The sequence below is a fragment of the Pseudomonas sp. NPDC077649 genome, from assembly GCF_044542855.1.
Lineage (GTDB): Bacteria > Pseudomonadota > Gammaproteobacteria > Pseudomonadales > Pseudomonadaceae > Aquipseudomonas.
Window position 1 is genome coordinate 627,571 of record NZ_JBITVF010000001.1, and the last position, 19,287, is coordinate 646,857.

Below are 19,287 nucleotides of genomic sequence, written 5' to 3' on the forward strand. Positions count from 1 at the left end.
TTGGGCGATACAGGTAGGCGCGGAAAATGGTCAGACGAACCAAAGAAGAAGCCGAGGCGACGCGGGTGCAGATACTCGATGCCGCCGAACGGGTGTTCCACGCCCAGGGCGTTTCGCGCGCCTCGTTGGCGGAAGTGGCCAAGGCCGCCGGGGTCAGCCGCGGCGCCATCTACTGGCATTTCGACAACAAGCTGGATCTGTTCCAGGCCATGCTCGAACGCCTGCGTCTGCCGCTGGAAGAACTGGCCCGGGCCAGCGAGAGCGAGGACGAGCCGGACCCGCTGGGCTGTATGCGCGAACTGCTGGTCAAGGCCCTTACCCGCCTGGCGCAGGACGCGCAGAGCCGGCGCATCCACGACATCCTGCGTTACAAGTGCGAGTACACCGGCGAGCTGGTCGGCCTGCGCGAACGCCTGCAGGCGCTCAGCGCCGAGTGCGACCAGCGCATCGCCAGGGCCCTGGGCAACGCGGTGAGCCGCGGCCAGCTGCCGGCGCAGCTGGACTGCCGGCGCGCGGCGGTGTGCCTGCACGCCTACATGGAAGGGGTGGAAGCCAACTGGCTGCTGGTGCCCGATTTCGACCTGGCTGCGCAGGCGCCGGCGCTGGTGGACGCGGTGCTGGACATGCTGCGCAGCAGCCCGGCATTGCGCAGCCCGGGCTAGGCTGCTTCAGCTCGCCTGGCTGTGCTGCCGCCAGGGCAGGGCATGTGGCGCGCGCAGGCGCGCCTCGAGGGTGGCGACGAACTGGCGGGCCTCGCCTTCGCTGCGAAAGCTCACGCTGTGTTGATCCAGACGTACCTGCCAGAGGGTCTGGCCGGTCTTGTTCAGCGGCTGAATGAGGATGTTCATGCTGCACCACCTCTTGGGGGGAGCAGCAATCTTAGTCCGCCGGCGTGGCAGTTTCCTGACCTGGATCAAGCAGCCGACCATCGGCGCGCAGGCTGCCGTGCAGGCCGTGGCGCGGTTCGCTGCCGGTGGCCAGGCGCAGGCTCACCGGCAGCGGTTCGGCGCCGGCGCGCAGCAGCAGGGCCGGGCCCTGCCAGTGGCTGCGGTGGCCCGCGAGCAGGGCGGCGATGGTCGCCTGCAGCGATTCGCCCGCGGGATCCCGCAGGTAGTCGCCCAGCGGCAGGCCCAGGCAGCTGTGGCCGGGGCGCCCGCTCAAGCGATCCCAGGCCGGGTTGAGGAAGGTCAGGCGGCCCTGGCTGTCGGTCAGGCACACGGCATCGTCGATCTCCTGCACCAGCTCGCGGTAGCGCAGCTCGGACACCTGCAGCTCGTCGCGGGCGCGGCGCTGCTCGGTGAGGTCGATGTCGATGCAGTACATCTCCGCCTGGCCGCGGCTGTTGCGCAGCATCACGTGGCTGGAGAACACCCAGACCAGGCTGCCGTCCTGGCGCTGCAGCTGGATCTCGGCGGCGGGAATCACCGGTCCGCCCAGGTGCCAGGCCTGGATCGCCGCCACCACTTGACGGCGTTCGGCCTCCGGCACTATCAGTTCCTCCAGGCGCCGGCCGAGGGCGTCCTGCAGGCGGTAGCCGTACAGCTGCTCGCTGGCCGGGTTCCAGAAGATCACCCGGCGCTCGCGGTCGTAGCCCTGCACGGCGATGCGCGGGGTCTGCTCGAACAGCTGGCGAAAGCGCTGCTCGCTCTCGCGCAGGGCCTGCTCGTCGCGCTTCTGCGCGCTGATGTTCTGCAGGGTGCCGAGGGCATGGCCGGGGCGATCCGCCTCGCCGTGCAGCAGCAGCCAGTATTCGCCGTTGTCGCGCGACTGGCGCAGGCGCAGGCTGAGGTGCAGGGCCTGGCCTTCCTGCAGCAGCGCCAGCAGGGCGCGGCGCGCCGCCGGGCGGTCGCCAGGATGGATCAGGGCGAGCAACTGGTCGAGATGGCGCGGCGCCTGGGCCTCGCTCTGGCCGAGCAGCTCCAGGGCCTCCTCGCCCCAGCTGAACTGGCCGTCGTAGTCCCAGCTGCCGAGGGCGGCGTTGCGCTGCGCCTGCTGCAGCATGCGCGTGCGCAACTGCAGGGCGTCGTAGAGCCGCGATTGCCGGGCCAGGGCGTAGCGGGTCAGGGCGTACACCAGCAGGCTGCTGAACGCCACGAACAGCAGGCCCTTGGCGGTCTGCCAGACGGCCTGCAGGCCGGGGTCGGCGACCAGGGCCTGCAGCGCGCCGTCGCTGAAGACGATCCACAGCACGCCGAAGGCGCAGTAGATGGCGGTCAGATACAGGGGGTGGGCCAGTTTACGACGCATGACAAGACTCGCACTGAGGCGCCAGCGGGCGCCCCAGCAAGTCTAGCTGGCCTATTGCAAGTGGTGGCGAGAGGCTATCAAAAGCCTTCGAGGACGATCTTGCCCCGCGCCTGGCCGCTTTCCAGCAGGGCGTGGGCGCGGCGCAGATTGGCCGCGTCGATGCGGCCGAAGTGCTCGCCCAGGGTGGTCTTCAGCACGCCGTCATCGACCAGCGCGGAGACCCGCTGCAGCAGACGGTGCTGCTCGATCATGTCTTCGGTCTGGAACAGCGAGCGGGTGAACATCAGCTCCCAGTGCAGCGACAGGCTCTTGCGCTTGAGCAGCATCACGTCCAGCGGCTGCAGCGGGTCGTCGATCAGCGCCAGGCGGCCCTGCGGCGCCAGCGCCTCGACCAGCTGCGCGAAGTGTTGGTCGGTCTGGGTCAGGCTGGCGACGTGGCTGACCTGGCCGAGGCCGAGGCGCGCCAGTTCCGCGGCCAGCGGCTGGCTGTGGTCGAGCACCTGATGGGCGCCCAGTTCGCGCACCCAGGCCTGGGTCTGCGGCCGCGAGGCGGTGGCGATCACCTGCAGTTCGGTGAGCTGGCGCGCCAGCTGCACCAGGATCGAGCCGACCCCGCCGGCGGCGCCGACGATCAGCAGGCTTTGGCCCTGGCTGGCCTGGCCTTCGCCGACCTGCAGGCGCTCGAACAGCAGTTCCCAGGCGGTGATGGCGGTCAGCGGCAGGGCGGCGGCCTCGGCGAACGACAGGCTGGCGGGCATGCGGCCGACGATGCGCTCGTCGACCAGGTGCAGCTCGCTGTTGGCCCCGGCGCGGTCGATGGCGCCGGCGTAGAACACCCGATCGCCAGGCTGGAACAGGCTCACCTCGCTGCCCACCGCCTGCACCACGCCGGCGGCGTCCCAGCCCAGTACCTTGGCCGCGCCGTGTTCCGGGGCGACGTTGCGGCGGATCTTGGTATCCACCGGGTTGACCGAGATGGCCTGCACCGCCACCAGCAGGTCGCGCGGGCCGGGGGTGGGGGCGGGCAGTTCGACATCCTGCAGGGCGTCGGGATGCTCGGCGGGCAGGGACTGGTAATAGGCGACGGCTTTCATCGGGGCGAGCTCCGCGGGAGAGGGTGTCGCCATGCTCGGCTATTTCACAAAGGCGAAAAAGCGCGTAGGAATAGAGTCTCTTTCATTATTTCTTTGAAAATCATGCTGCGTTTTGACGACCTGCAACTCTTCGTCCGCACTGCCGAGACCGGCAGCCTGTCCGCCGCCGCGCGCCTGCTGGAGGTGTCGCCGGCGGTGGCCAGCGCCGCGCTCAAGCGCCTGGAGCAGCAACTGCAGGTGCGCCTGCTGGCCCGTTCCACCCGCAGCCTGCGCCTGACCCCGGAAGGCGAGCTGTTTCTCGGTCATGCGCGCCTGGCCCTGCACAGCCTGGAGGACGGTCGCCGGCAGCTGGCCGGCAGCAAGGCCGAGATCGGCGGCGTGCTGCAGCTGTCGGTGCCCTCGGATTTCGGCCGCAACACCCTGCTGCCCTGGCTCGACGCGTTCCAGCGCGAGCATCCGCAGCTGCACCTGCGCCTGCTGCTGGGCGACCGCGTTGCCGACCTGTTCCGCGAGCCGGTGGACATTGCCCTGCGCTACGGCGCGCCGGAAGACTCCAGCCTGGTGGCGCTGCCGCTGGCGGCGGACAACCGCCGCGTGCTGTGCGCCGCCCCGGCCTACCTGGCGCGGCATGGCGCGCCGCAGACGCCGGAGGCGCTGGCCGAGCACAACTGCCTGCTCTATATGCTCGGCGGGCGGGTACACGAGCGCTGGCGCTTTCACAGTGGCAAGCGCGAAATCGCCCTGACGGTCGCCGGCGACCGGGTCAGCGACGATGCCGACGTGGTGCGCCGCTGGGCGGTGGCGGGGCAGGGGCTGGTGTACAAGTCCTGGCTGGATGTCGCCGGCGACGTGCGCGCCGGGCGGCTGCAGCTGCTGTTGCCGCAGTGGCGCGGCGAGCCGACCCCGCTCAACCTGGTCTGCGCCCACCGCGCGCAGCTGAGCCGGCCGGTGCACCTGCTGCGCGAGTTCGTCCAGGCGCGCTGCGCCGAGCTGCTGGCGCATGCCCCCTGGCGCGGCTAGGCTTGCACTCGGCTGCGGCAATCCACCGCAGTGTCGCGCCGCCATCGCCTGTTTAGAGTCGCGCCCCATGAAACTGGCCCGCAAACACCGCTCGCTGACCGCCTGGCTGCTGTACTTCAGCATCCTGTTCGGCGCGTTCGTCTGCGCCATCAGCCACGGCCAGATGGCCGGCCTGCAGCTCAGCGGGCTGGATGGCCAGTACTGCTCCTTCGAGGGCAACTTCGGCGCCGGCGCCGATCTCGACGGCTCCGGCGTGGTCGCGCCCAATCCGGCCACCGGCTCCGGTTGCGCCCTGAGCAGCAGCTTCAGCGCCATCATCCTCGCCGCCTTCTTCGGCCTGCTCGGCCTGCTGCCGGTCAGTCGCGCGCTGCCCGGCGTCAGCGTCGCGGTCCGCCGCCCGCTCCGCTACCTCTGGCCCTCGGCCAACCCCCGCGCTTCTCCGTTGTTCGCCTGATCAGCCTGCCCCTGGCGGGGCATTCCCCACCATGCGAATAGTGCGTCGCGCGGCATGCGCGCGACGCTGGAGAACTCCCATGTCGTCACCCTCCGATGCCGTTGCAGGGGCTCGCGTGCGCGCGCAGCCCGCTTTCTACAACCTGGTCTGGCGCTGGCATTTCTATGCCGGGCTGTTCGTCATCCCCTTTATGGTCATGCTGTCGATCACCGGCATGATCTACCTGTTCAAGCCGCAGCTGGACCAGTGGCTGTACGCCGATCTGCTGCAGGTGCCGGCGGGCGAACGGCCCCTGGATGCCGACCGCCAGCTGGCCACCGTCCGCGCAGCCTATCCGCAGGCAACGGTGAGCAAGTACCTGCCGCCGGTGGCGGAGGACCGCAGCGCGCAGTTCGTGATCGGCCAGGACGGACAGGAACTCAATCTGTTCCTCGACCCCTACCGCGGCACGCTGCTCGGCGTGCAGGACGCCACCTGGAACCTGCAGGCGGTGGTGCGCAAGCTGCACGGCGATCTGCTGCTCGGCACAGTCGGCGACCGCCTGATCGAGCTGGCCGCCGGCTGGGGCGTGGTGCTGGTGGTCTCCGGCCTGTACCTCTGGTGGCCGCGCGGCAGCAGCGGCGCCGGCGTGCTGTGGCCGCGCCTGGGTGCCCGCGGGCGCCTGCTGTGGCGCGACCTGCACGGCGTCACCGGCTTCTGGGGCAGCCTGCTGCTGCTGTTGATGCTGCTCACCGGGATGACCTGGACCGGCTTCTGGGGCGCGCAGTTCGCCGGCACCTGGAACCACTTCCCTGCGGCGATGTGGGACGCGGTGCCGAAGTCCGGGCAACTCACCGGCAGCCTCAACGACAGCCGCCAGCAGACCGTGGCCTGGGCGGTGGAGGTGACGCCGCTGCCGGCCTCCGACCCGCATGCCGGGCACCATGGCCAGCGCCACGCCGGCGCGGCCGCGGCGCCGCAGATCGGCCTGCAGCAGGTGGTCGACACGGCCGCGGCGCAGGCTGTGCAGCCGGGTTACAGCATCAGCTTCCCGCGCGGCGCCGAAGGCGTCTACACCGTCGCCCTGTTCGCCGACGACCCGCGCCACGACGCCACCCTGCACCTGGATCAGTACAGCGGCGCGCTGCTCGCCGATGTGCGCTGGCGCGACTACGGCCTGGTCGCCAGAACGGTGGAGAGCGGGGTGAAGCTGCACGAGGGCAAGATGTTCGGCCTGGCCAACCAGCTGCTGATGGCGCTGGTCTGCCTGTTGATCCTGTTCGGCGCGGTCAGCGGCCTGCTGCTCTGGTGGCAGCGCCGCCCGGCCGGTCGCCTTGGCGTGCCGCCGCTGCGTCACGACCTGCCGCGCTGGAAGGTCGGGGTGGCGATCATGCTGGCGCTCGGCCTGGTCTTCCCGCTGGTCGGCGCCTCGCTGCTGCTGATCTGGCTGCTGGATCGCCTGCTGGCACGGTTGCCGGCCTGGCGCCGGCTGGCCAGCGACTGACGCGCCACCTTCATCGCGGCGCCCCGGCCCTGGCCGGCGTCGCCGGATTCATTCAGGCTACGGCCGACTATCGCAACTGGAGGAACACCATGCTGCCGAACAAATTCCTGCTGCTGGGCGCGCTGCTCGGCGCCAGCCTGCTGGCCCAGGCCCACGACTACCAGGCCGGCGACCTGCATATCGACCACCCCTGGTCGCGCACCATGCCGCCGGTGGCGCCGACCGCCGCCGCCTACTTCGTGGTGCACAACCGGGGCCGCGAGGCCGACCGCCTGCTCGCCGTCAGCACCCCGGTGGCCGGCAAGGCCGAGCTGCACGAGCATGTGCACGAAGGCGAGGTGATGAGGATGCAGCAGGTGCAGGACGTGACCATCCCCGCCGGCGGCGAGGTGCAGTTCGCGCCCATGGGCTACCACGTGATGCTGTTCGAGCTGAAGCAGCAGGCCAAGGACGGCGAACGCTTCCCGCTAACCCTGACCTTCGAGAAGGCCGGCCAGGTCGAGGTCGAGGTGGCGGTGCAGCAAGAGGCGCCGGTAGCCGAGGCCGCCCATGAGCATCACCAGCACTGAGGCGAACGCAGTGGCAGTGCCCGGCTGACGCACGCGCCTAGACGCGAAACACCTGCACCGCACTATGCAGCTGCCCGCCCAGGTGCAGCAGTTGCTCGCCCTGGTCGCGGCTGCGGCCGATGCGCTGCAGGTTGTCGCCGCCGAGCTGGTGGATGCGTTCGCCGTGCTCGCGGATTTCGCCGACCGCCTCGCTCTGTTGCGCGGTGGCGTCGGCAATGCGTTCGGCCATGTTGGCGATGGTGCGGATCGCCGCGACGATTTCGTCGAGCGCGCCGTCGGCCGCCTCGGCCTTGCCGGCGGTGGCCTCGGCATGTTCGACCTGGGCGCGCATGGCGCTCACCGACTGGCGCGCGGCCTGCTGCAGGCGGCCGATCAGCTCCTGGATCTCGGCGGTGGCGCTACCGGTGCGCTGCGACAGCGAACGCACCTCGTCGGCGACCACGGCAAAGCCGCGGCCGGCCTCGCCGGCCCGCGCCGCCTCGATGGCGGCGTTGAGCGCGAGCAGATTGGTCTGCTCGGCGATGCCGCGGATCACCGTCAGTACGCTGCCGATGGTGGCGGTCTCCTCGGCCAGGCGCTCGATCGCCTGGGCGTTGTCCTGCACCTCGCCGACCAGCGCGTGCAGCCCTTCCAGGCTCTGGCCGATGACCCGCTGGCCCTGCTCCAGGGCGCGGTCGGCGTCGCGGCTGGCGTCGGCGGTCTGGCTGGCGTCCTGCGCCACCTGGCCGATGGTGGCTTCCAGTTCGCTCAGCGCGTCGCGGATCAGCGCGGTGTCGCCAGCCTGGCGCTCGGCGCCGGCATGCAGGCCGCCGCTGAGTTCGGCCAGGGTGCGACTGGAGCCGGCGACCTGCTCGGCGTGGCCGCGGATGCTGGCGACCAGCTCGACCAGGTAGCGGCGCAGGTGATTGAGCGAGTCCTCGATATCGCGCAGCTCGCGGGTGCGCGCGCCGATGGCGATGGGCGTGGCGAAGTCGCCGCGGGCCCAGGCCGACAGCGCCGGCACCAGCTGGCTGAGCACCCGGGTCAGGCGCCGCTGGATGCTGTCGATGGTCAGCGCGATCAGCAGGATCAGGCCGATCATCAGGCCCTGGATCAGCCGCACGTCGCCCTGGATGCGCGCGTACTCGGCCTTGACCTGCGGCTCCAGGGCGGCCAGCGCCCGCTGCAGCTGGTCGATGCGCGCGCGGGTGGCGGCGGCCAGTTGCTGACGCTGCTCGACCAGCTCGCGGGTGCGCTGCAGCTCGGCCGGGTAGCGGCGTACCAGGGCGGTGAAGTCGCGCTTGAGGGCGACGCCGCGATCTTCCGCCTGGCTGGCGCTGCTGTCGTCGGCCAGGCCGAGCAGGGCGGCGAAGCCGGCGCTGGCCGAGTCCGAAGCCTCCGCCACACCGAGCAGCGGCAGGCTGTCGAGGCGCCCGGCCTGTGCGCCGAGGGCCTTGAGTTCGCGTTCGATATCGGCCAGCAGCTCGTTGCGGCCCTGGGCAACGAAGCGGCCGCGGGCATGGCCCAGGCGCGTCAGGTGCTGGCTGGCGTCGAACAGCGGGCGGCGGTAATCCTGCGCTGACGCCCCCGTGGCCGAGTCGGCGTACTGCGCCAGCTGCTCCAGCGCGCCGCCCATCTCCCGTTCGGCCTGCAGCAGCAGGCCCTGCGGGTCGCCGGCCAGTTTGCCGGCGGCGAGCAGCTCGCCCGCGCTGAAGGTGCGCAATTGCTCCAGGCTCGGCCGCAGCTCCTCGGCCAGCGGCGCCGGTAGCTCGTCGAGCGCCAGCTCCAGGCCGTCGATGGCCTGGCCCGCGGCGCTGTGGCGCAGGGCATCGCCGCTGGCCAGGTAGGCCTGGATATTGCCGGCCACGTCCTGCTGGAACTGCTGGGACAGCGCCAGGTAGCGCTCCATCAGCTGGAACGGCTGTTGCAGCGCGCGTTGCGACCACCACAGGGTCGCCGCCAGGGCGACGCAGACGGTGACCAGCAGCAGGGTGTTGAGATTGGTGAGCAGCTTGAGACGCATGGCGGGCTCGATCGACGGCTGAACGATGCCCGCGAGCCTATTGCGGTTTGGTTACAGGCTGATGACGTTGTGCGTTGCGTCACGTTCCGGCGGCTGGCGAGCCGTCACGCGCCGCGGTACAGCTCCACCCGGTTGCGACCGCCGTGCTTGGCCCGGTACAGCGCCTCGTCGGCCTGCTTGGACAGAGCGTTGCCGTCGAGGCCCGGCTGCAGCATGGCGATGCCGCAGCTGAAGGTGCAGGAGAGGTCCTGCGGCTGCGCCGGGTAGTGGATCTCGGCGAAGCGCTGGCGGATTTCCTCGAGCACCCGCAGCGCGGATTGCTCGTCGGTATCGGGCAGCACCACTGCGAATTCCTCGCCGCCGTAGCGGCCGATATGGTCGGTCTTGCGCAGGCGCTGTTTGAGAAACAGCGCCAGGCTCTTGATCACCCGGTCGCCCATGGGGTGGCCGTAGCTGTCGTTGACCCTCTTGAAGTGGTCGATGTCGAGCATGGCGAAGGCCAGCGGCTGCTCGTCGCGGCGCGCGCGGAAGCAGGCGTCTTCGAGCAGCTGCAGGGTGTGGGTGTGGTTGTACAGGCCGGTCAGGCTGTCGCGCACCATGCGTGCCTTGAGGTTGCGCGCGCGGGCGGCGCGGTTGCGCACGGTGGCGATCAGATGGCGCGGCTTGATCGGCTTGGTGAGGAAATCGTCGCCGCCCTCGCTCATGGCGTCGAGCTGCTTGTCCAGGTCGTCCTCGGCCGACAGGTAGATGATCGGCACGCTGACGTAGCGGTCGTTGTGGCGGATCACCTTGGCCAGCTCGGTGCCGCTGCACTCGGGCATGTACATGTCGAGGATGATCAGGTCGGGCTGGAACTCGGCCAGCGCGTCCATCGCCTGGATCGGCTCGGTCAGGGTGTGGGTGAGGATGCCGGCGCTGTTGAGCACGCGCTCGGTGTGGGTGGCCTGGGCCTTGGAGTCGTCGACGATCAGCACCTTGTAGGGATCGTACTGGGCGACGTGGGTCAGCACCTCGATGCGTTCGAGCAGGCTGGAGGCGTCCAGCGAGCCGGTGAAGAACTCCTGGCCGCCGGCGCGCACCGCGGCCAGGCGGGTCGGCGTGTCGGTGTCGCGGTGGCTGAAGAACAGCAGCGGAATCTTCTGCTCCAGGCCCTGCTGCAGCGAGTCGGCCAGCGCCAGGCCGGCACCGGCGAAGTCGACGTCCATGACGATGGCGGCCGGGTGGCGCTCGGCGACGGCGGCGCGAAACGCCGCGGCGTCTGTCAGCGCCTGCGCGGACAGGCCGAAGAACTCCAGCTGCTGGGCCAGGCGCTCGGCGCGGGCGGTGTCCTGCAGGGCCAGGTAGACCGGCTTGCGCAGCGGCGGCAGGAAGGTCTGCTCGAACGCGTCGGCGTGGCGCAGGCCGGTGCGCGACAGACGCTGCATGGCCAGGTTGAGCTGGCCGATCAGGCTGCTGTTAAGGCGTCCGCGGTTGTCCGCCACCGCCGTCAGGCTGGCGGCGATGGCTTCGGCCAGTTGGGCGTGCTCGGCCTGCTCGAAGCGCTCGGCGTAGCGCAGCAGGCGCAGGTTGGCCTCGCCCAGTTCGGCCATGCCGGCATCGTTCCATTCGCTGCGCTGCAGGCGCTGCCAGACCTCCAGCACCTGACGCGCTTGGTGGATCACGCGCTGGGCGAAGTGATGCTTGAGGCGATCGCGACTGGGGTCTGGGTGTTCGGTCATGGGCCGACTTCTTTAAATGACTGGGTCAGTGGTGGCTCGATGCTATCACTTGGTGGCGGCGCTGACAGTGCCGCCGATCAATTGGCGTCGTGTTTTCTGTCGAATAGGCGACATAAACCTAGCTTTTCCCCACTGACTTGCCACCGGCGGTAAGTTTGCCCGTGCGCCCTGCGCTTTGCGGCGTGCTTGCCTTATAGTGCGGGACACGCAACCCGTTGTCCGGGATGCGGTCGAACATTCGAATTTGCTGAAGGAAGGACACTGCCATGCTGGACTGGAAGAATCGCGCGGCGAGCTCGCCCGACGCCGCCGCCAAGGCCGCCACGTACGCAGGCGAGCGCAGCGGCGCCAGCCTGATCGGCCGCGCGATCGGCGGACTGCTCGGCGTCTACCTGCTGCTGGCCCTGGTGGTCGGCTGGTACTGGAGTCAGGAGCCGTCGGCCTTCCCGGTGCAGCAGCGGGCCCAGGCCGCGGCGGAGCAGGCCAAGCGCCAGCTGGTCGGCGGCTACACCACGGTGGAGACCCTCAAGCAGGTGGCCGGCACCCTGCTGGACAAGCCCGGCGGCTACCTGTCCAACGACCTGGCGCCGCCCGGCCTGTGGCTGGACAACATGCCGAGCTGGGAGTACGGCGTGCTGGTGCAGGTGCGCGACTTCTCCCGCGCCCTGCGCAAGGACTTCGCCCGCTCGCAGTCGCAATCCACCGAGGACCCGGACCTGGCTCAGGCCGAGCCGCGCTTCCACTTCGACAACAAGAGCTGGGCGCTGCCGGCCTCGGAGTCCGAGTACCGCGAAGGGATCAAGGCGCTGGATCGCTACCTGGCCCGCCTGGCCGATCCGAGCAAGCAGAACGCGCAGTTCTATACCCGCGCCGACAACCTCAACAACTGGCTGGGCGACGCCGGCACCCGCCTCGGCTCGCTGTCGCAGCGGCTGTCCGCCAGCGTCGGTCAGGTGCGCCTGAATACCGAGGTGCTGCCGAGCGAGCCGGACGCCACGGCGGTGGGCGAGGGTGGCATCTACGAGACGCCCTGGCTGCAGATCGACAACGTGTTCTACGAGGCGCGCGGCCAGGCCTGGGCACTGGCCCACCTGCTGCGCGCGGTCGAGGTGGACTTCGCCGACGTGCTGGCGAAGAAGAACGCCACGGTCAGCGTGCGGCAGATCATCCGCGAGCTGGAGGCGGCGCAGGAAACCCTGTGGAGCCCGATGATCCTCAACGGCAGCGGCTACGGCCTGCTGGCCAACCACTCGCTGGTGATGGCCAACTACATCTCACGGGCCAACGCGGCGATCATCGACCTGCGCCAGCTGCTGAGCCAGGGCTGATGGCGGCGATCTCCGAGGCGGAAGCGGCGCATCGCGCCGCCTCCGACGCCGAGCGGGTGGCCTGGGTCGACGAACAGGACCGGCCGCTCGGCGGGGTGTCGCGCGCCGAGCTGCGCGAGCGCCGGTTGATCGGCCGCGGCACCTATATCCTGCTGTTCAACTCGGCCGGCCTGCTCTGCGTGCACCGGCGCACCCTGAGCAAGGCGCTGTATCCCGGCTACTGGGACGTGGCCGCCGGCGGCATGGTGCTGGAAGGCGAGGCGTACGCCGAGTCGGCCGAGCGCGAACTGGCCGAGGAGCTGGGCATAGTCGGCGCCGAGCTGGTCGAGCATGCGCATTTTCTCTACGACGCCCCGGAAAGCCGGCTGTGGTGCATGGCCTACTCGGCGGTGTCGGATGCGCCGCTGGTGCTGCAGCCGGAAGAAGTGCTGGAGGCGCGCTTCATCAGCGTCGAGCAGGCGCTGGAGGAGACCCGCCGCTTGTCCTATTGTCCGGACTCGCTGGCCGCGCTGGAGCGTTACCTGGCGGCAACCAGGTAGCCCGGATGCAATCCGGGGTGTCAGGCATTCCGAGCACGCCGTGCGCGATGACGAACGGCGTCGCCAAAGTGCCGCACAATGACGCAAATCCGTACTTAGCAAGCGCCGCCTTTGCCGTTACACTGCGCGACCTTTTCAGCGGACGTCTGTCCGCTTGCGCTGCCCCTGCCAGAGTGGGGCTTCGCGGTCGACGCCCGTCGACCAGTCGCTATCCTGACCCCTACGAGGACAAGCCGGTGGTCAAGAAAGCTTCGTCATTTTCCGCCCTGAGCGGTCTCGTCTATTCCACCGACACTGGTCGGCATTGCCCTGGCTGCGGCCAACCGGTGGACGCCTGCAGCTGCAAGCAGAGCCAGCTTCCCGCCGGTGACGGCATCGCCCGTGTACGCCGTGAAACCAAGGGCCGTGGCGGCAAGACGGTGACCACGGTGAGCGGTGTGCCGCTGGCCGAGGAGCCGCTCAAGGAGCTGGCCAGCGCGCTGAAGAAGCGCTGCGGCACCGGCGGCGCGCTGAAGGACGGGGTGATCGAGATCCAGGGCGATCATGTCGAGTTGCTCCTCGCGGAACTGAGCAAGCGCGGTTTCACCGCGAAGAAGTCCGGCGGCTGAAGCGTCATTTCCTAAACTTCGATGCTGCTCATGCGGTCAACCGCCGAGCAAACGTCATCTTGCATCCTTAATTTCCAGGCTGGCCACCTAGAGGGCCAGACTCATTCTCATGGGAGAACCCGATGTCCGCACGACGCACCCGCAAAGACGACGGCAGCCAGTGGACGGTAGCCGACAGCCGCAGTGTCTACGGTATTCGCCATTGGGGCGCCGGCTATTTTTCGATCAATGATGCCGGCCGCATCGAGGTGCGTCCCAACGGCCCGGACAGCGCGCCGATCGACCTCTACGACCAGGTCGATGAGTTGCGTCAGAGCGGTCTGTCGCTGCCCTTGCTGGTGCGCTTCCCGGACATCCTGCAGGACCGCGTACGCCGTCTGACCGGTGCCTTCGACGCCAGCATCGAGCGCCTCGAATACCAGAGCCGCTACACCGCGCTGTACCCGATCAAGGTCAACCAGCAGGAGGCGGTGGTGGAGAACATCATCGCCACGCAGAACGTCTCCATCGGCCTGGAAGCCGGCTCCAAGCCCGAGCTGCTGGCGGTGCTGGCGCTGGCGCCGAAGGGCGGCACCATCGTCTGCAACGGCTACAAGGACCGCGAGTTCATCCGTCTGGCGCTGATGGGGCAGAAGCTCGGCCACAACGTGTTTATCGTCATCGAGAAGGAATCCGAGGTGCGCCTGGTGATCGAGGAGGCGGCCGAGCTCAAGGTCGCGCCGCAGATCGGCCTGCGCGTACGCCTGTCCTCGCTGGCATCAAGCAAGTGGGCCGACACCGGCGGCGAGAAGTCCAAGTTCGGCCTGTCCGCCGCGCAGATCCTGCAGGTGGTCGAGCGCTTCAAGGCCGCCGGCCTGGATCAGGGGATTCGCCTGCTGCATTTCCACATGGGCTCGCAGATCGCCAACATCGCCGACTACCGCAAGGGCTTCCGCGAGGCCATCCGTTACTACGGCGAGCTGCGCGCGCTGGGCCTGCCGGTCGATCACATCGACGTCGGTGGCGGCCTGGGGGTGGACTACGACGGCACCCACTCGCGCAACGCCAGCTCGATCAACTACGACATGCAGGACTACGCCGATGCCGTGGTCGACATGCTCAAGGAGTTCTGCGACCGCCAGGAAATCCCCCATCCGCACATCTTCTCCGAGAGCGGCCGGGCCATGACCGCGCACCACGCCGTGCTGCTGGTGCAGGTCACCGACGTCGAGCGGCACAACGACAAGGTGCCGGAGATCGATGCCAGCGTCGAACAGCCGGAAGTGCTGCAGGTGCTGATCGAGCTGCTCGACGACAGCGACCCGGAGATGGTCGCCGAGACCTACTGGCGCGCCACCCACTACATCGAGGAGGTGGCGGCACAGTACTCGGCGGGCAAGCTCGATCTGCCGCAGAAGGCCCTGGCCGAGCAGTGCTACTTCGCCATCTGCCGGCGCCTGTACAACCAGCTCAAGGCGCGTCAGCGTTCGCACCGCGCGGTGCTCGACGAGCTCAACGACAAGCTGGCGGACAAGTACATCTGCAACTTCTCGGTGTTCCAGAGCCTGCCGGACACCTGGGCCATCGGCCAGATCCTGCCGATTCTGCCGCTGTCGCGGCTGGACGAGGAGCCGCTGCGCCGCGCCGTGCTGCAGGACCTGACCTGCGACTCCGACGGCAAGATCCGCCAGTACGTCGACGAGCAGTCGATTGAGACCAGCCTGCCGGTGCACGAGGTGCGCGAGGGCGAGGACTATGTGCTGGGTATCTTCCTGGTCGGCGCCTACCAGGAGATCCTGGGCGATATGCACAACCTGTTCGGCGACACCGACTCGGTGAACATCTATCAGAACGCCGACGGCAGCGTGTACCACGCCGGCATCGAGACCCACGATACCATCGAGGACATGCTGCGCTACGTGCACCTGTCACCCGAGGAGCTGATGACCCACTACCGCGACAAGGTGGCCAGCGCCAGGATCAGCGCCCGCGAGCGCACCCAGTTCCTCGACGCCCTGCGTCTGGGCCTGACCCGCTCGTCCTACCTGGCCTCCTGAGTCCCCTGACCGCGCGCCGCCCTGGGCGCGCGGTCAGGCCGACCGCGGTTATTCGTGGTGCGCCTGGCCGAGGAAGGTCAGCGAGGCGAACAGGCCGCGAGTCTCGATATCCGCATCGTTCGCCACCGGCAGGCTGACCTCGGCGCTGATGATGTTCAGCCCCTGGTTGCGCACCGGTACTTGGGCGCGGCCTTCGGCATCGGTCACCGCGCTGACCTGGTGCGGCGCGCCGCGGTAGTCGCCGACCAGCTCGACGCCCGCCAGCGGCTTGCCGTCCACCAGCACCCGCACCGGCAGCGACTTGCCCGGGCCGACCTTGAGCGGGTCGGTTTCCGGCAGGATGACCATCTTCAGCTGATCCAGCGCCGGCAGTTGGGCGCCTTCGGCGTAGATCGCCAGGCTGTACTTGTAGGTGTGCAGCGACTGGGTCGAGTTTGCCACCTGGCTGCGGCCCTGGTTGATCCATTGGCCGTCCGGGGTTTTCGACCAGGCGCCGTTGTCCAGCGCCACGCCGAGCACGGCGGGGGGCTTCAAGGGGTGCAGGCGGGCGTGGTCGCTCAGGCGCTCGACGCTCACCGGGATCATCTTGCCGGCGGCGTCATAGGCCCAGGCGCCGCTGATCTTCTCGGCCTTGAAGACGTTGTCCTCGGCGCCGTGGCCATAGACCACTTCGATGTTGCCGCGACGCTGTTCGGTCCACAGACCATGGGCAAGGACGTTACCGCTGGCGAACAGGCCGGCGAGGAGCAGGTAGGCAGGGATACGCATGTGAAACTCCGGTTCAGAGGTTGAGGGTCAGGCTGACGCTGAGGTTGCGGGGTTCGCCGGGCAGTACCCAGACGCTGTTGAACGAGCGCTCGTAGTACTTGCGGTCGAACAGGTTGTTGAGGTTCAGGCCCAGGCTGAGGTCCTGGGTGGCCTGCCAGCGCGCCAGCAGGTCGACCGTGGTGTAGGCCGGCAGCTCGAAATCGCTGCCGGTCTGCCCGGAGCGGTCGCCGACATGGGTGATCGCGGCGCCCAGCTCCGAGCCTTGCAGGGCGCCGCCCTGGAACTGATAAACGCCCATCAGGCTGGCGCTGTTGCGGGCGATGCCGAGCAGGTCGCTGCCCTCGGGAATGCTGTTGTCCTCGGTCACTTCGGCGTCGATGTAGGCGTAGGCACCGATAAGCCTCATGGCCTCGCTGAGCTGGCCGCTGATCTGCAGGTCGAGGCCCTGGCTGCGCGCCTTGCCGGCGGCGATGCTGTCGCCGGGACTGTTCGGGTCGGCGGTCAGCACGTTTTCCTTGTCGATATGAAACAGCGCCACGGTGGCGCCCAGGCGGCTGTCGAGCAGGTCGAGCTTGAGCCCCGTTTCATAGCCGAGACCCTTTTCCGGTTTGAACACCTGGCCCTGAGCGCCGATGGTATTGGGTTTGAACGACATCGAGGCGTTGGCGAATACGCCGACCTCCGGCGTCAGCTGATAGAGCAGGCCCGCGCGTGGGGTGGCGACATCCTTGCTCTGCTCGTTGCTGACCCGCGTGCTGCGGTTGCGCGCAGTCTGCTCGAAACGCTCCAGGCGCACGCCGAGCAGGCCGCTCCAGCGCTCGCTGAAGGCGATCTGGTCCTGCAGGTTGAGGGCGTAGCTCTCGGTGTGCTCGTGGAAGTCGTTGGGATTGACGATGGGTGGTTTCGGTTGCCCGTAGATCGGGTTATGGATGTCCTGGCCGTAGCCCAGGCCGGTGACGCTCTGCGGGTACTTCTGGCTGTTGCGGTAGTTCTCGTACTCCAGGCCCAGCAGCGTCTGGTGCTGCCAGCCGGCCAGCTCGAACTGGCCGTGCAGTTCGGCCTGGGTGATGCTGTCGTTCCACTCGAAACTGCGCTCGCGATAGAAGCGCGTGACCTGGTCGCCGATCAGCCGCGATGGCTCCGAGCTGTTGCCGTCCAGCGTGCCCTGGCTGTAATGGCTGGCCAGGCGCAGTTTCCAGGCATCGTTCAGATAATGCTCGAGGCTGGCCTGCAGCAGCTGGTTGTCGTTGCGGATCTTGCCGTCGTTGGGCTCGCCGAGAAAGGTCGAGCGCTTGACCGCGCCCATCTTGCCGTCGACCGCCGGAATGCCACGGTCGAACACCGAGTCGGTGCGCGAGAACTCGCTGTCGAGGGTCAGCAGGGTGTCCGGCGACAACTGCCAACTGAAAGTCGGATTGACGATCTGCCGCTGGTTGCCGACGTGGTCCCGAAAACTGCCGTTGTCTTCCACTGCCAGGTTGACCCGCGACAGCAGCGTGCCCTCGGCGTTCAGCGGCGTGTTGACGTCGAGACTGCTGCGGTAGCGATCCCAGCGTCCGGCGCTGGCCTTGAACTGGGTGAAGGGCTCCAGTTGCGGGCGCTTGGTGACGATATTGACCAGGCCGCCGGGGTCGCCGCGGCCATAGAGTGCCGCGGCCGGGCCCTTGAGCACCTCCAGGCGCTCGATGGCCGAGGCGTCCGGCGAGCTGTAGCTGCCGCGGTTGATGGCGAAACCGTTGCGGTACAGCTCGCCGGTGGTGAAGCCACGCACGCTGTAGTTGAGGAAGGTCAGGCCACCGAAGTTGTTCTGCCGCGACACACCGCCGGCGAAATCCAGGGCGCGGTCGATGCGCGTGCTGCCGAGGTCGTCGAGCACCTGGGCGGGCACCACGGCGATGCTCTGGGGAATCGCCTCGATGCGCGTGTCGGTGCGGGTGGCGCTGGCCGAGCGCGTGGCGCGGTAGCCCTGCACCGGACCGTCGGCCAGCTCGGCGTCGGCGCTGATGATGCTGTCCTCGAGCTGGGCGGGAGACGGCGTGGCGAGGGCGCTGGGAGCCAGCAGGCTGGCAAGCAGGGCAAGGGTGGCGCGCAAGGGAAGGCTCCTGTCGATTGTGTTTAATGTAATAACATAACATTAAGCCCATTCGAGAAGAGTTCCCAGATGAAAATTCAGCCGGTCAGTTGCCGTTGACGGGGGGGCGCAGGCCGATTTCCGCGGTCAGTTCCAGCGACTTGCCGTTGCGCAGCACCTCGATGCGGATCTGGTCGCCCGGCTTGGTGCGCGCCACCTGGTTCATCGAGCGGCGGCCGTCGCCGGCCGGTTCGCCGTCGATGCTGAGGATCAGGTCGCCCGGCTGCAGGCCGGCCTTCTGCGCCGGGCCGTCGCGGTACAGGCCGGCAACGACGATGCCGGGGCGGCCTTCGAGGCCGAAGGACTCGGCCAGTTCCGGAGTCAGCGGCTGCACCTCGATGCCCAGCCAGCCGCGAATCACCTGGCCGTGCTCGATGATCGCCTGCATCACCTCCAGCGCCAGCTTGACCGGGATGGCGAAGCCGATGCCCTGCGAGCCGCCGGACTTGGAGAAGATCGCGGTGTTGATGCCCACCAGGTTGCCGTGAGCGTCGACCAGCGCGCCGCCGGAGTTGCCCGGGTTGATCGCCGCGTCGGTCTGAATGAAGTCCTCGTAGGTATTGAGGCCCAGCTGGTTGCGCCCGGTGGCGCTGATGATGCCCATGGTCACGGTCTGGCCGACGCCGAAGGGGTTGCCGATGGCCAGGGTGACGTCGCCGATCTTGATGGTATCGGAGCGGCCCAGGGTGATGGCCGGCAGGTCGGGCAGGTCGATCTTGAGTACCGCCAGGTCGGTTTCCGGATCGGTGCCGATCACCCTTGCCAGGGTGTCGCGACCATCCTTGAGCGCCACGACTATCTGGTCGGCGCCGCTGACCACGTGGTTGTTGGTCAGCAGGTAGCCCTCGCGGCTCATCAGCACCGCCGAGCCCAGGCTCGACTCCATGCGCTGCTGGCGCGGCAGGTTGTCGCCGAAGAAGCGGCGGAAGGTGGGGTCCTCGAACAGCGGGTGCGTCGGCTTGCTCACCAGCTTGGTGGTGTAGAGGTTGGCCACCGCCGGCGAGGCGGTATCCACCGCCTCGGCATAGGACACCGGGCCTTCCTGCAGACGGCTGTAGATCGGCGCCTGCAGCATATGCACTTCCTGGCGGGGCAGGCCGACCCACTCCGGGTAGCGCTGGATAATCAACAGCGCGAGCAGCACGCCGACCAGCAAGGGCCAGCCGAGGAAACGCAGGGCCTGGGACATCGAGACGATCTCTGAGAGTTGCGAGGGGCCAAGGTGCCCCTTAAGGTGGCGCATTATAGAGAGGTGCCGGCCAATAAGGCAGCGGCCCGCAACAGCTTGTG

Annotated in this window: 17 protein-coding genes; 9 read left to right on the plus strand and 8 right to left on the minus strand. The window is 68.6% G+C overall.

What is annotated here, in order from left to right:
- Positions 1-26: 26 nt before the first annotated feature.
- Positions 27-662: a TetR family transcriptional regulator gene (locus ACIGFL_RS02720; RefSeq protein WP_397496065.1), complete on the plus strand. Its 636-nt coding sequence runs from the start codon at positions 27-29 to the stop codon at positions 660-662.
- Positions 663-668: 6 nt separating this feature from the next.
- On the opposite strand, the gene ACIGFL_RS02725 is transcribed toward ACIGFL_RS02720, so the two are convergent.
- The 3 genes from ACIGFL_RS02725 to ACIGFL_RS02735 form a co-directional block, all read right to left on the minus strand.
- Positions 669-848 carry a hypothetical protein gene (locus ACIGFL_RS02725; protein ID WP_021443408.1) on the minus strand — a complete coding sequence of 60 codons (180 nt, stop codon included), beginning with the start codon at positions 846-848 and terminating at the stop codon, positions 669-671.
- A 31-nt stretch (positions 849-879) separates the two neighbouring features.
- Positions 880-2,247, minus strand: a complete 1,368-nt coding sequence (locus ACIGFL_RS02730) for a PAS domain S-box protein (RefSeq protein ID WP_397496066.1) — start codon at positions 2,245-2,247, stop codon at positions 880-882.
- Positions 2,248-2,324: 77 nt separating this feature from the next.
- The gene (locus ACIGFL_RS02735; protein WP_397496067.1) at positions 2,325-3,341 is read right to left on the minus strand and encodes a zinc-binding alcohol dehydrogenase family protein; all 1,017 of its coding nucleotides are present in this window, start codon (positions 3,339-3,341) and stop codon (positions 2,325-2,327) included.
- Positions 3,342-3,443: 102 nt separating this feature from the next.
- Here ACIGFL_RS02735 and ACIGFL_RS02740 point away from each other — a divergent pair, with 102 nt between their 5' ends.
- From ACIGFL_RS02740 to ACIGFL_RS02755, 4 genes are all read left to right on the plus strand, one after another.
- The gene (locus ACIGFL_RS02740) at positions 3,444-4,361 is read left to right on the plus strand and encodes a LysR family transcriptional regulator (RefSeq protein WP_397496068.1); all 918 of its coding nucleotides are present in this window, start codon (positions 3,444-3,446) and stop codon (positions 4,359-4,361) included.
- Positions 4,362-4,428: 67 nt separating this feature from the next.
- Positions 4,429-4,815: a DUF2946 domain-containing protein gene (locus ACIGFL_RS02745; RefSeq protein WP_397496069.1), complete on the plus strand. Its 387-nt coding sequence runs from the start codon at positions 4,429-4,431 to the stop codon at positions 4,813-4,815.
- Between the two features lie 79 nt (positions 4,816-4,894).
- Positions 4,895-6,298, plus strand: a complete 1,404-nt coding sequence (locus ACIGFL_RS02750) for a PepSY-associated TM helix domain-containing protein (RefSeq protein ID WP_397496070.1) — start codon at positions 4,895-4,897, stop codon at positions 6,296-6,298.
- Positions 6,299-6,387: 89 nt separating this feature from the next.
- Complete coding sequence (locus ACIGFL_RS02755) at positions 6,388-6,867, plus strand: copper chaperone PCu(A)C (protein ID WP_397496071.1); 480 nt, start codon at positions 6,388-6,390, stop codon at positions 6,865-6,867.
- A 37-nt stretch (positions 6,868-6,904) separates the two neighbouring features.
- On the opposite strand, the gene ACIGFL_RS02760 is transcribed toward ACIGFL_RS02755, so the two are convergent.
- Positions 6,905-8,869 carry a methyl-accepting chemotaxis protein gene (locus tag ACIGFL_RS02760; protein WP_397496072.1) on the minus strand — a complete coding sequence of 655 codons (1,965 nt, stop codon included), beginning with the start codon at positions 8,867-8,869 and terminating at the stop codon, positions 6,905-6,907.
- Positions 8,870-8,973: 104 nt separating this feature from the next.
- Positions 8,974-10,587, minus strand: coding sequence for a diguanylate cyclase (locus tag ACIGFL_RS02765; RefSeq protein WP_397496073.1), 1,614 nt, complete (start codon positions 10,585-10,587; stop codon positions 8,974-8,976).
- Between the two features lie 266 nt (positions 10,588-10,853).
- Here ACIGFL_RS02765 and ACIGFL_RS02770 point away from each other — a divergent pair, with 266 nt between their 5' ends.
- The 4 genes from ACIGFL_RS02770 (at position 10,854) to speA (ending at position 15,098) form a co-directional block, all read left to right on the plus strand.
- Positions 10,854-11,915, plus strand: coding sequence for a DUF2333 family protein (locus ACIGFL_RS02770; protein WP_397496074.1), 1,062 nt, complete (start codon positions 10,854-10,856; stop codon positions 11,913-11,915).
- Positions 11,915-12,454 (plus strand): NUDIX hydrolase, encoded by a 540-nt coding sequence (locus ACIGFL_RS02775; RefSeq protein ID WP_397496075.1) that lies wholly within the window; start codon positions 11,915-11,917, stop codon positions 12,452-12,454. The genes ACIGFL_RS02770 and ACIGFL_RS02775 overlap by 1 nt, the downstream gene beginning before the upstream one ends.
- Before the next feature lie 236 nt (positions 12,455-12,690).
- Positions 12,691-13,062 (plus strand): translation initiation factor Sui1, encoded by a 372-nt coding sequence (locus ACIGFL_RS02780; protein ID WP_397496076.1) that lies wholly within the window; start codon positions 12,691-12,693, stop codon positions 13,060-13,062.
- Between the two features lie 122 nt (positions 13,063-13,184).
- Positions 13,185-15,098 (plus strand): arginine decarboxylase, encoded by a 1,914-nt coding sequence (gene speA / locus ACIGFL_RS02785; protein WP_021442309.1) that lies wholly within the window; start codon positions 13,185-13,187, stop codon positions 15,096-15,098.
- 48 nt (positions 15,099-15,146) lie between these two features.
- Here the strand turns inward: speA and ACIGFL_RS02790 are convergent, their stop codons facing one another.
- From ACIGFL_RS02790 to algW, 3 genes are all read right to left on the minus strand, one after another.
- Positions 15,147-15,866 carry a DUF4198 domain-containing protein gene (locus ACIGFL_RS02790; RefSeq protein WP_397496077.1) on the minus strand — a complete coding sequence of 240 codons (720 nt, stop codon included), beginning with the start codon at positions 15,864-15,866 and terminating at the stop codon, positions 15,147-15,149.
- 13 nt (positions 15,867-15,879) lie between these two features.
- Positions 15,880-17,940, minus strand: a complete 2,061-nt coding sequence (locus ACIGFL_RS02795; protein WP_397496619.1) for a TonB-dependent siderophore receptor — start codon at positions 17,938-17,940, stop codon at positions 15,880-15,882.
- A gap of 103 nt (positions 17,941-18,043) precedes the next feature.
- Complete coding sequence (algW, locus tag ACIGFL_RS02800; RefSeq protein WP_397496078.1) at positions 18,044-19,186, minus strand: Do family serine endopeptidase AlgW; 1,143 nt, start codon at positions 19,184-19,186, stop codon at positions 18,044-18,046.
- Between the last annotated feature and the right edge of the window lie 101 nt (positions 19,187-19,287).

Coding starts and splice junctions, on each gene's coding strand:
- ACIGFL_RS02720 (WP_397496065.1), top strand. CDS start 27: ATGGTCAGACGAACCAAAGAAGAAGCCGAGGCGACGCGGGTGCAGATA.
- ACIGFL_RS02725 (WP_021443408.1), bottom strand. CDS start 848: ATGAACATCCTCATTCAGCCGCTGAACAAGACCGGCCAGACCCTCTGG.
- ACIGFL_RS02730 (WP_397496066.1), bottom strand. CDS start 2,247: ATGCGTCGTAAACTGGCCCACCCCCTGTATCTGACCGCCATCTACTGC.
- ACIGFL_RS02735 (WP_397496067.1), bottom strand. CDS start 3,341: ATGAAAGCCGTCGCCTATTACCAGTCCCTGCCCGCCGAGCATCCCGAC.
- ACIGFL_RS02740 (WP_397496068.1), top strand. CDS start 3,444: ATGCTGCGTTTTGACGACCTGCAACTCTTCGTCCGCACTGCCGAGACC.
- ACIGFL_RS02745 (WP_397496069.1), top strand. CDS start 4,429: ATGAAACTGGCCCGCAAACACCGCTCGCTGACCGCCTGGCTGCTGTAC.
- ACIGFL_RS02750 (WP_397496070.1), top strand. CDS start 4,895: ATGTCGTCACCCTCCGATGCCGTTGCAGGGGCTCGCGTGCGCGCGCAG.
- ACIGFL_RS02755 (WP_397496071.1), top strand. CDS start 6,388: ATGCTGCCGAACAAATTCCTGCTGCTGGGCGCGCTGCTCGGCGCCAGC.
- ACIGFL_RS02760 (WP_397496072.1), bottom strand. CDS start 8,869: ATGCGTCTCAAGCTGCTCACCAATCTCAACACCCTGCTGCTGGTCACC.
- ACIGFL_RS02765 (WP_397496073.1), bottom strand. CDS start 10,587: ATGACCGAACACCCAGACCCCAGTCGCGATCGCCTCAAGCATCACTTC.
- ACIGFL_RS02770 (WP_397496074.1), top strand. CDS start 10,854: ATGCTGGACTGGAAGAATCGCGCGGCGAGCTCGCCCGACGCCGCCGCC.
- ACIGFL_RS02775 (WP_397496075.1), top strand. CDS start 11,915: ATGGCGGCGATCTCCGAGGCGGAAGCGGCGCATCGCGCCGCCTCCGAC.
- speA (WP_021442309.1), top strand. CDS start 13,185: ATGTCCGCACGACGCACCCGCAAAGACGACGGCAGCCAGTGGACGGTA.
- ACIGFL_RS02790 (WP_397496077.1), bottom strand. CDS start 15,866: ATGCGTATCCCTGCCTACCTGCTCCTCGCCGGCCTGTTCGCCAGCGGT.
- algW (WP_397496078.1), bottom strand. CDS start 19,186: ATGTCCCAGGCCCTGCGTTTCCTCGGCTGGCCCTTGCTGGTCGGCGTG.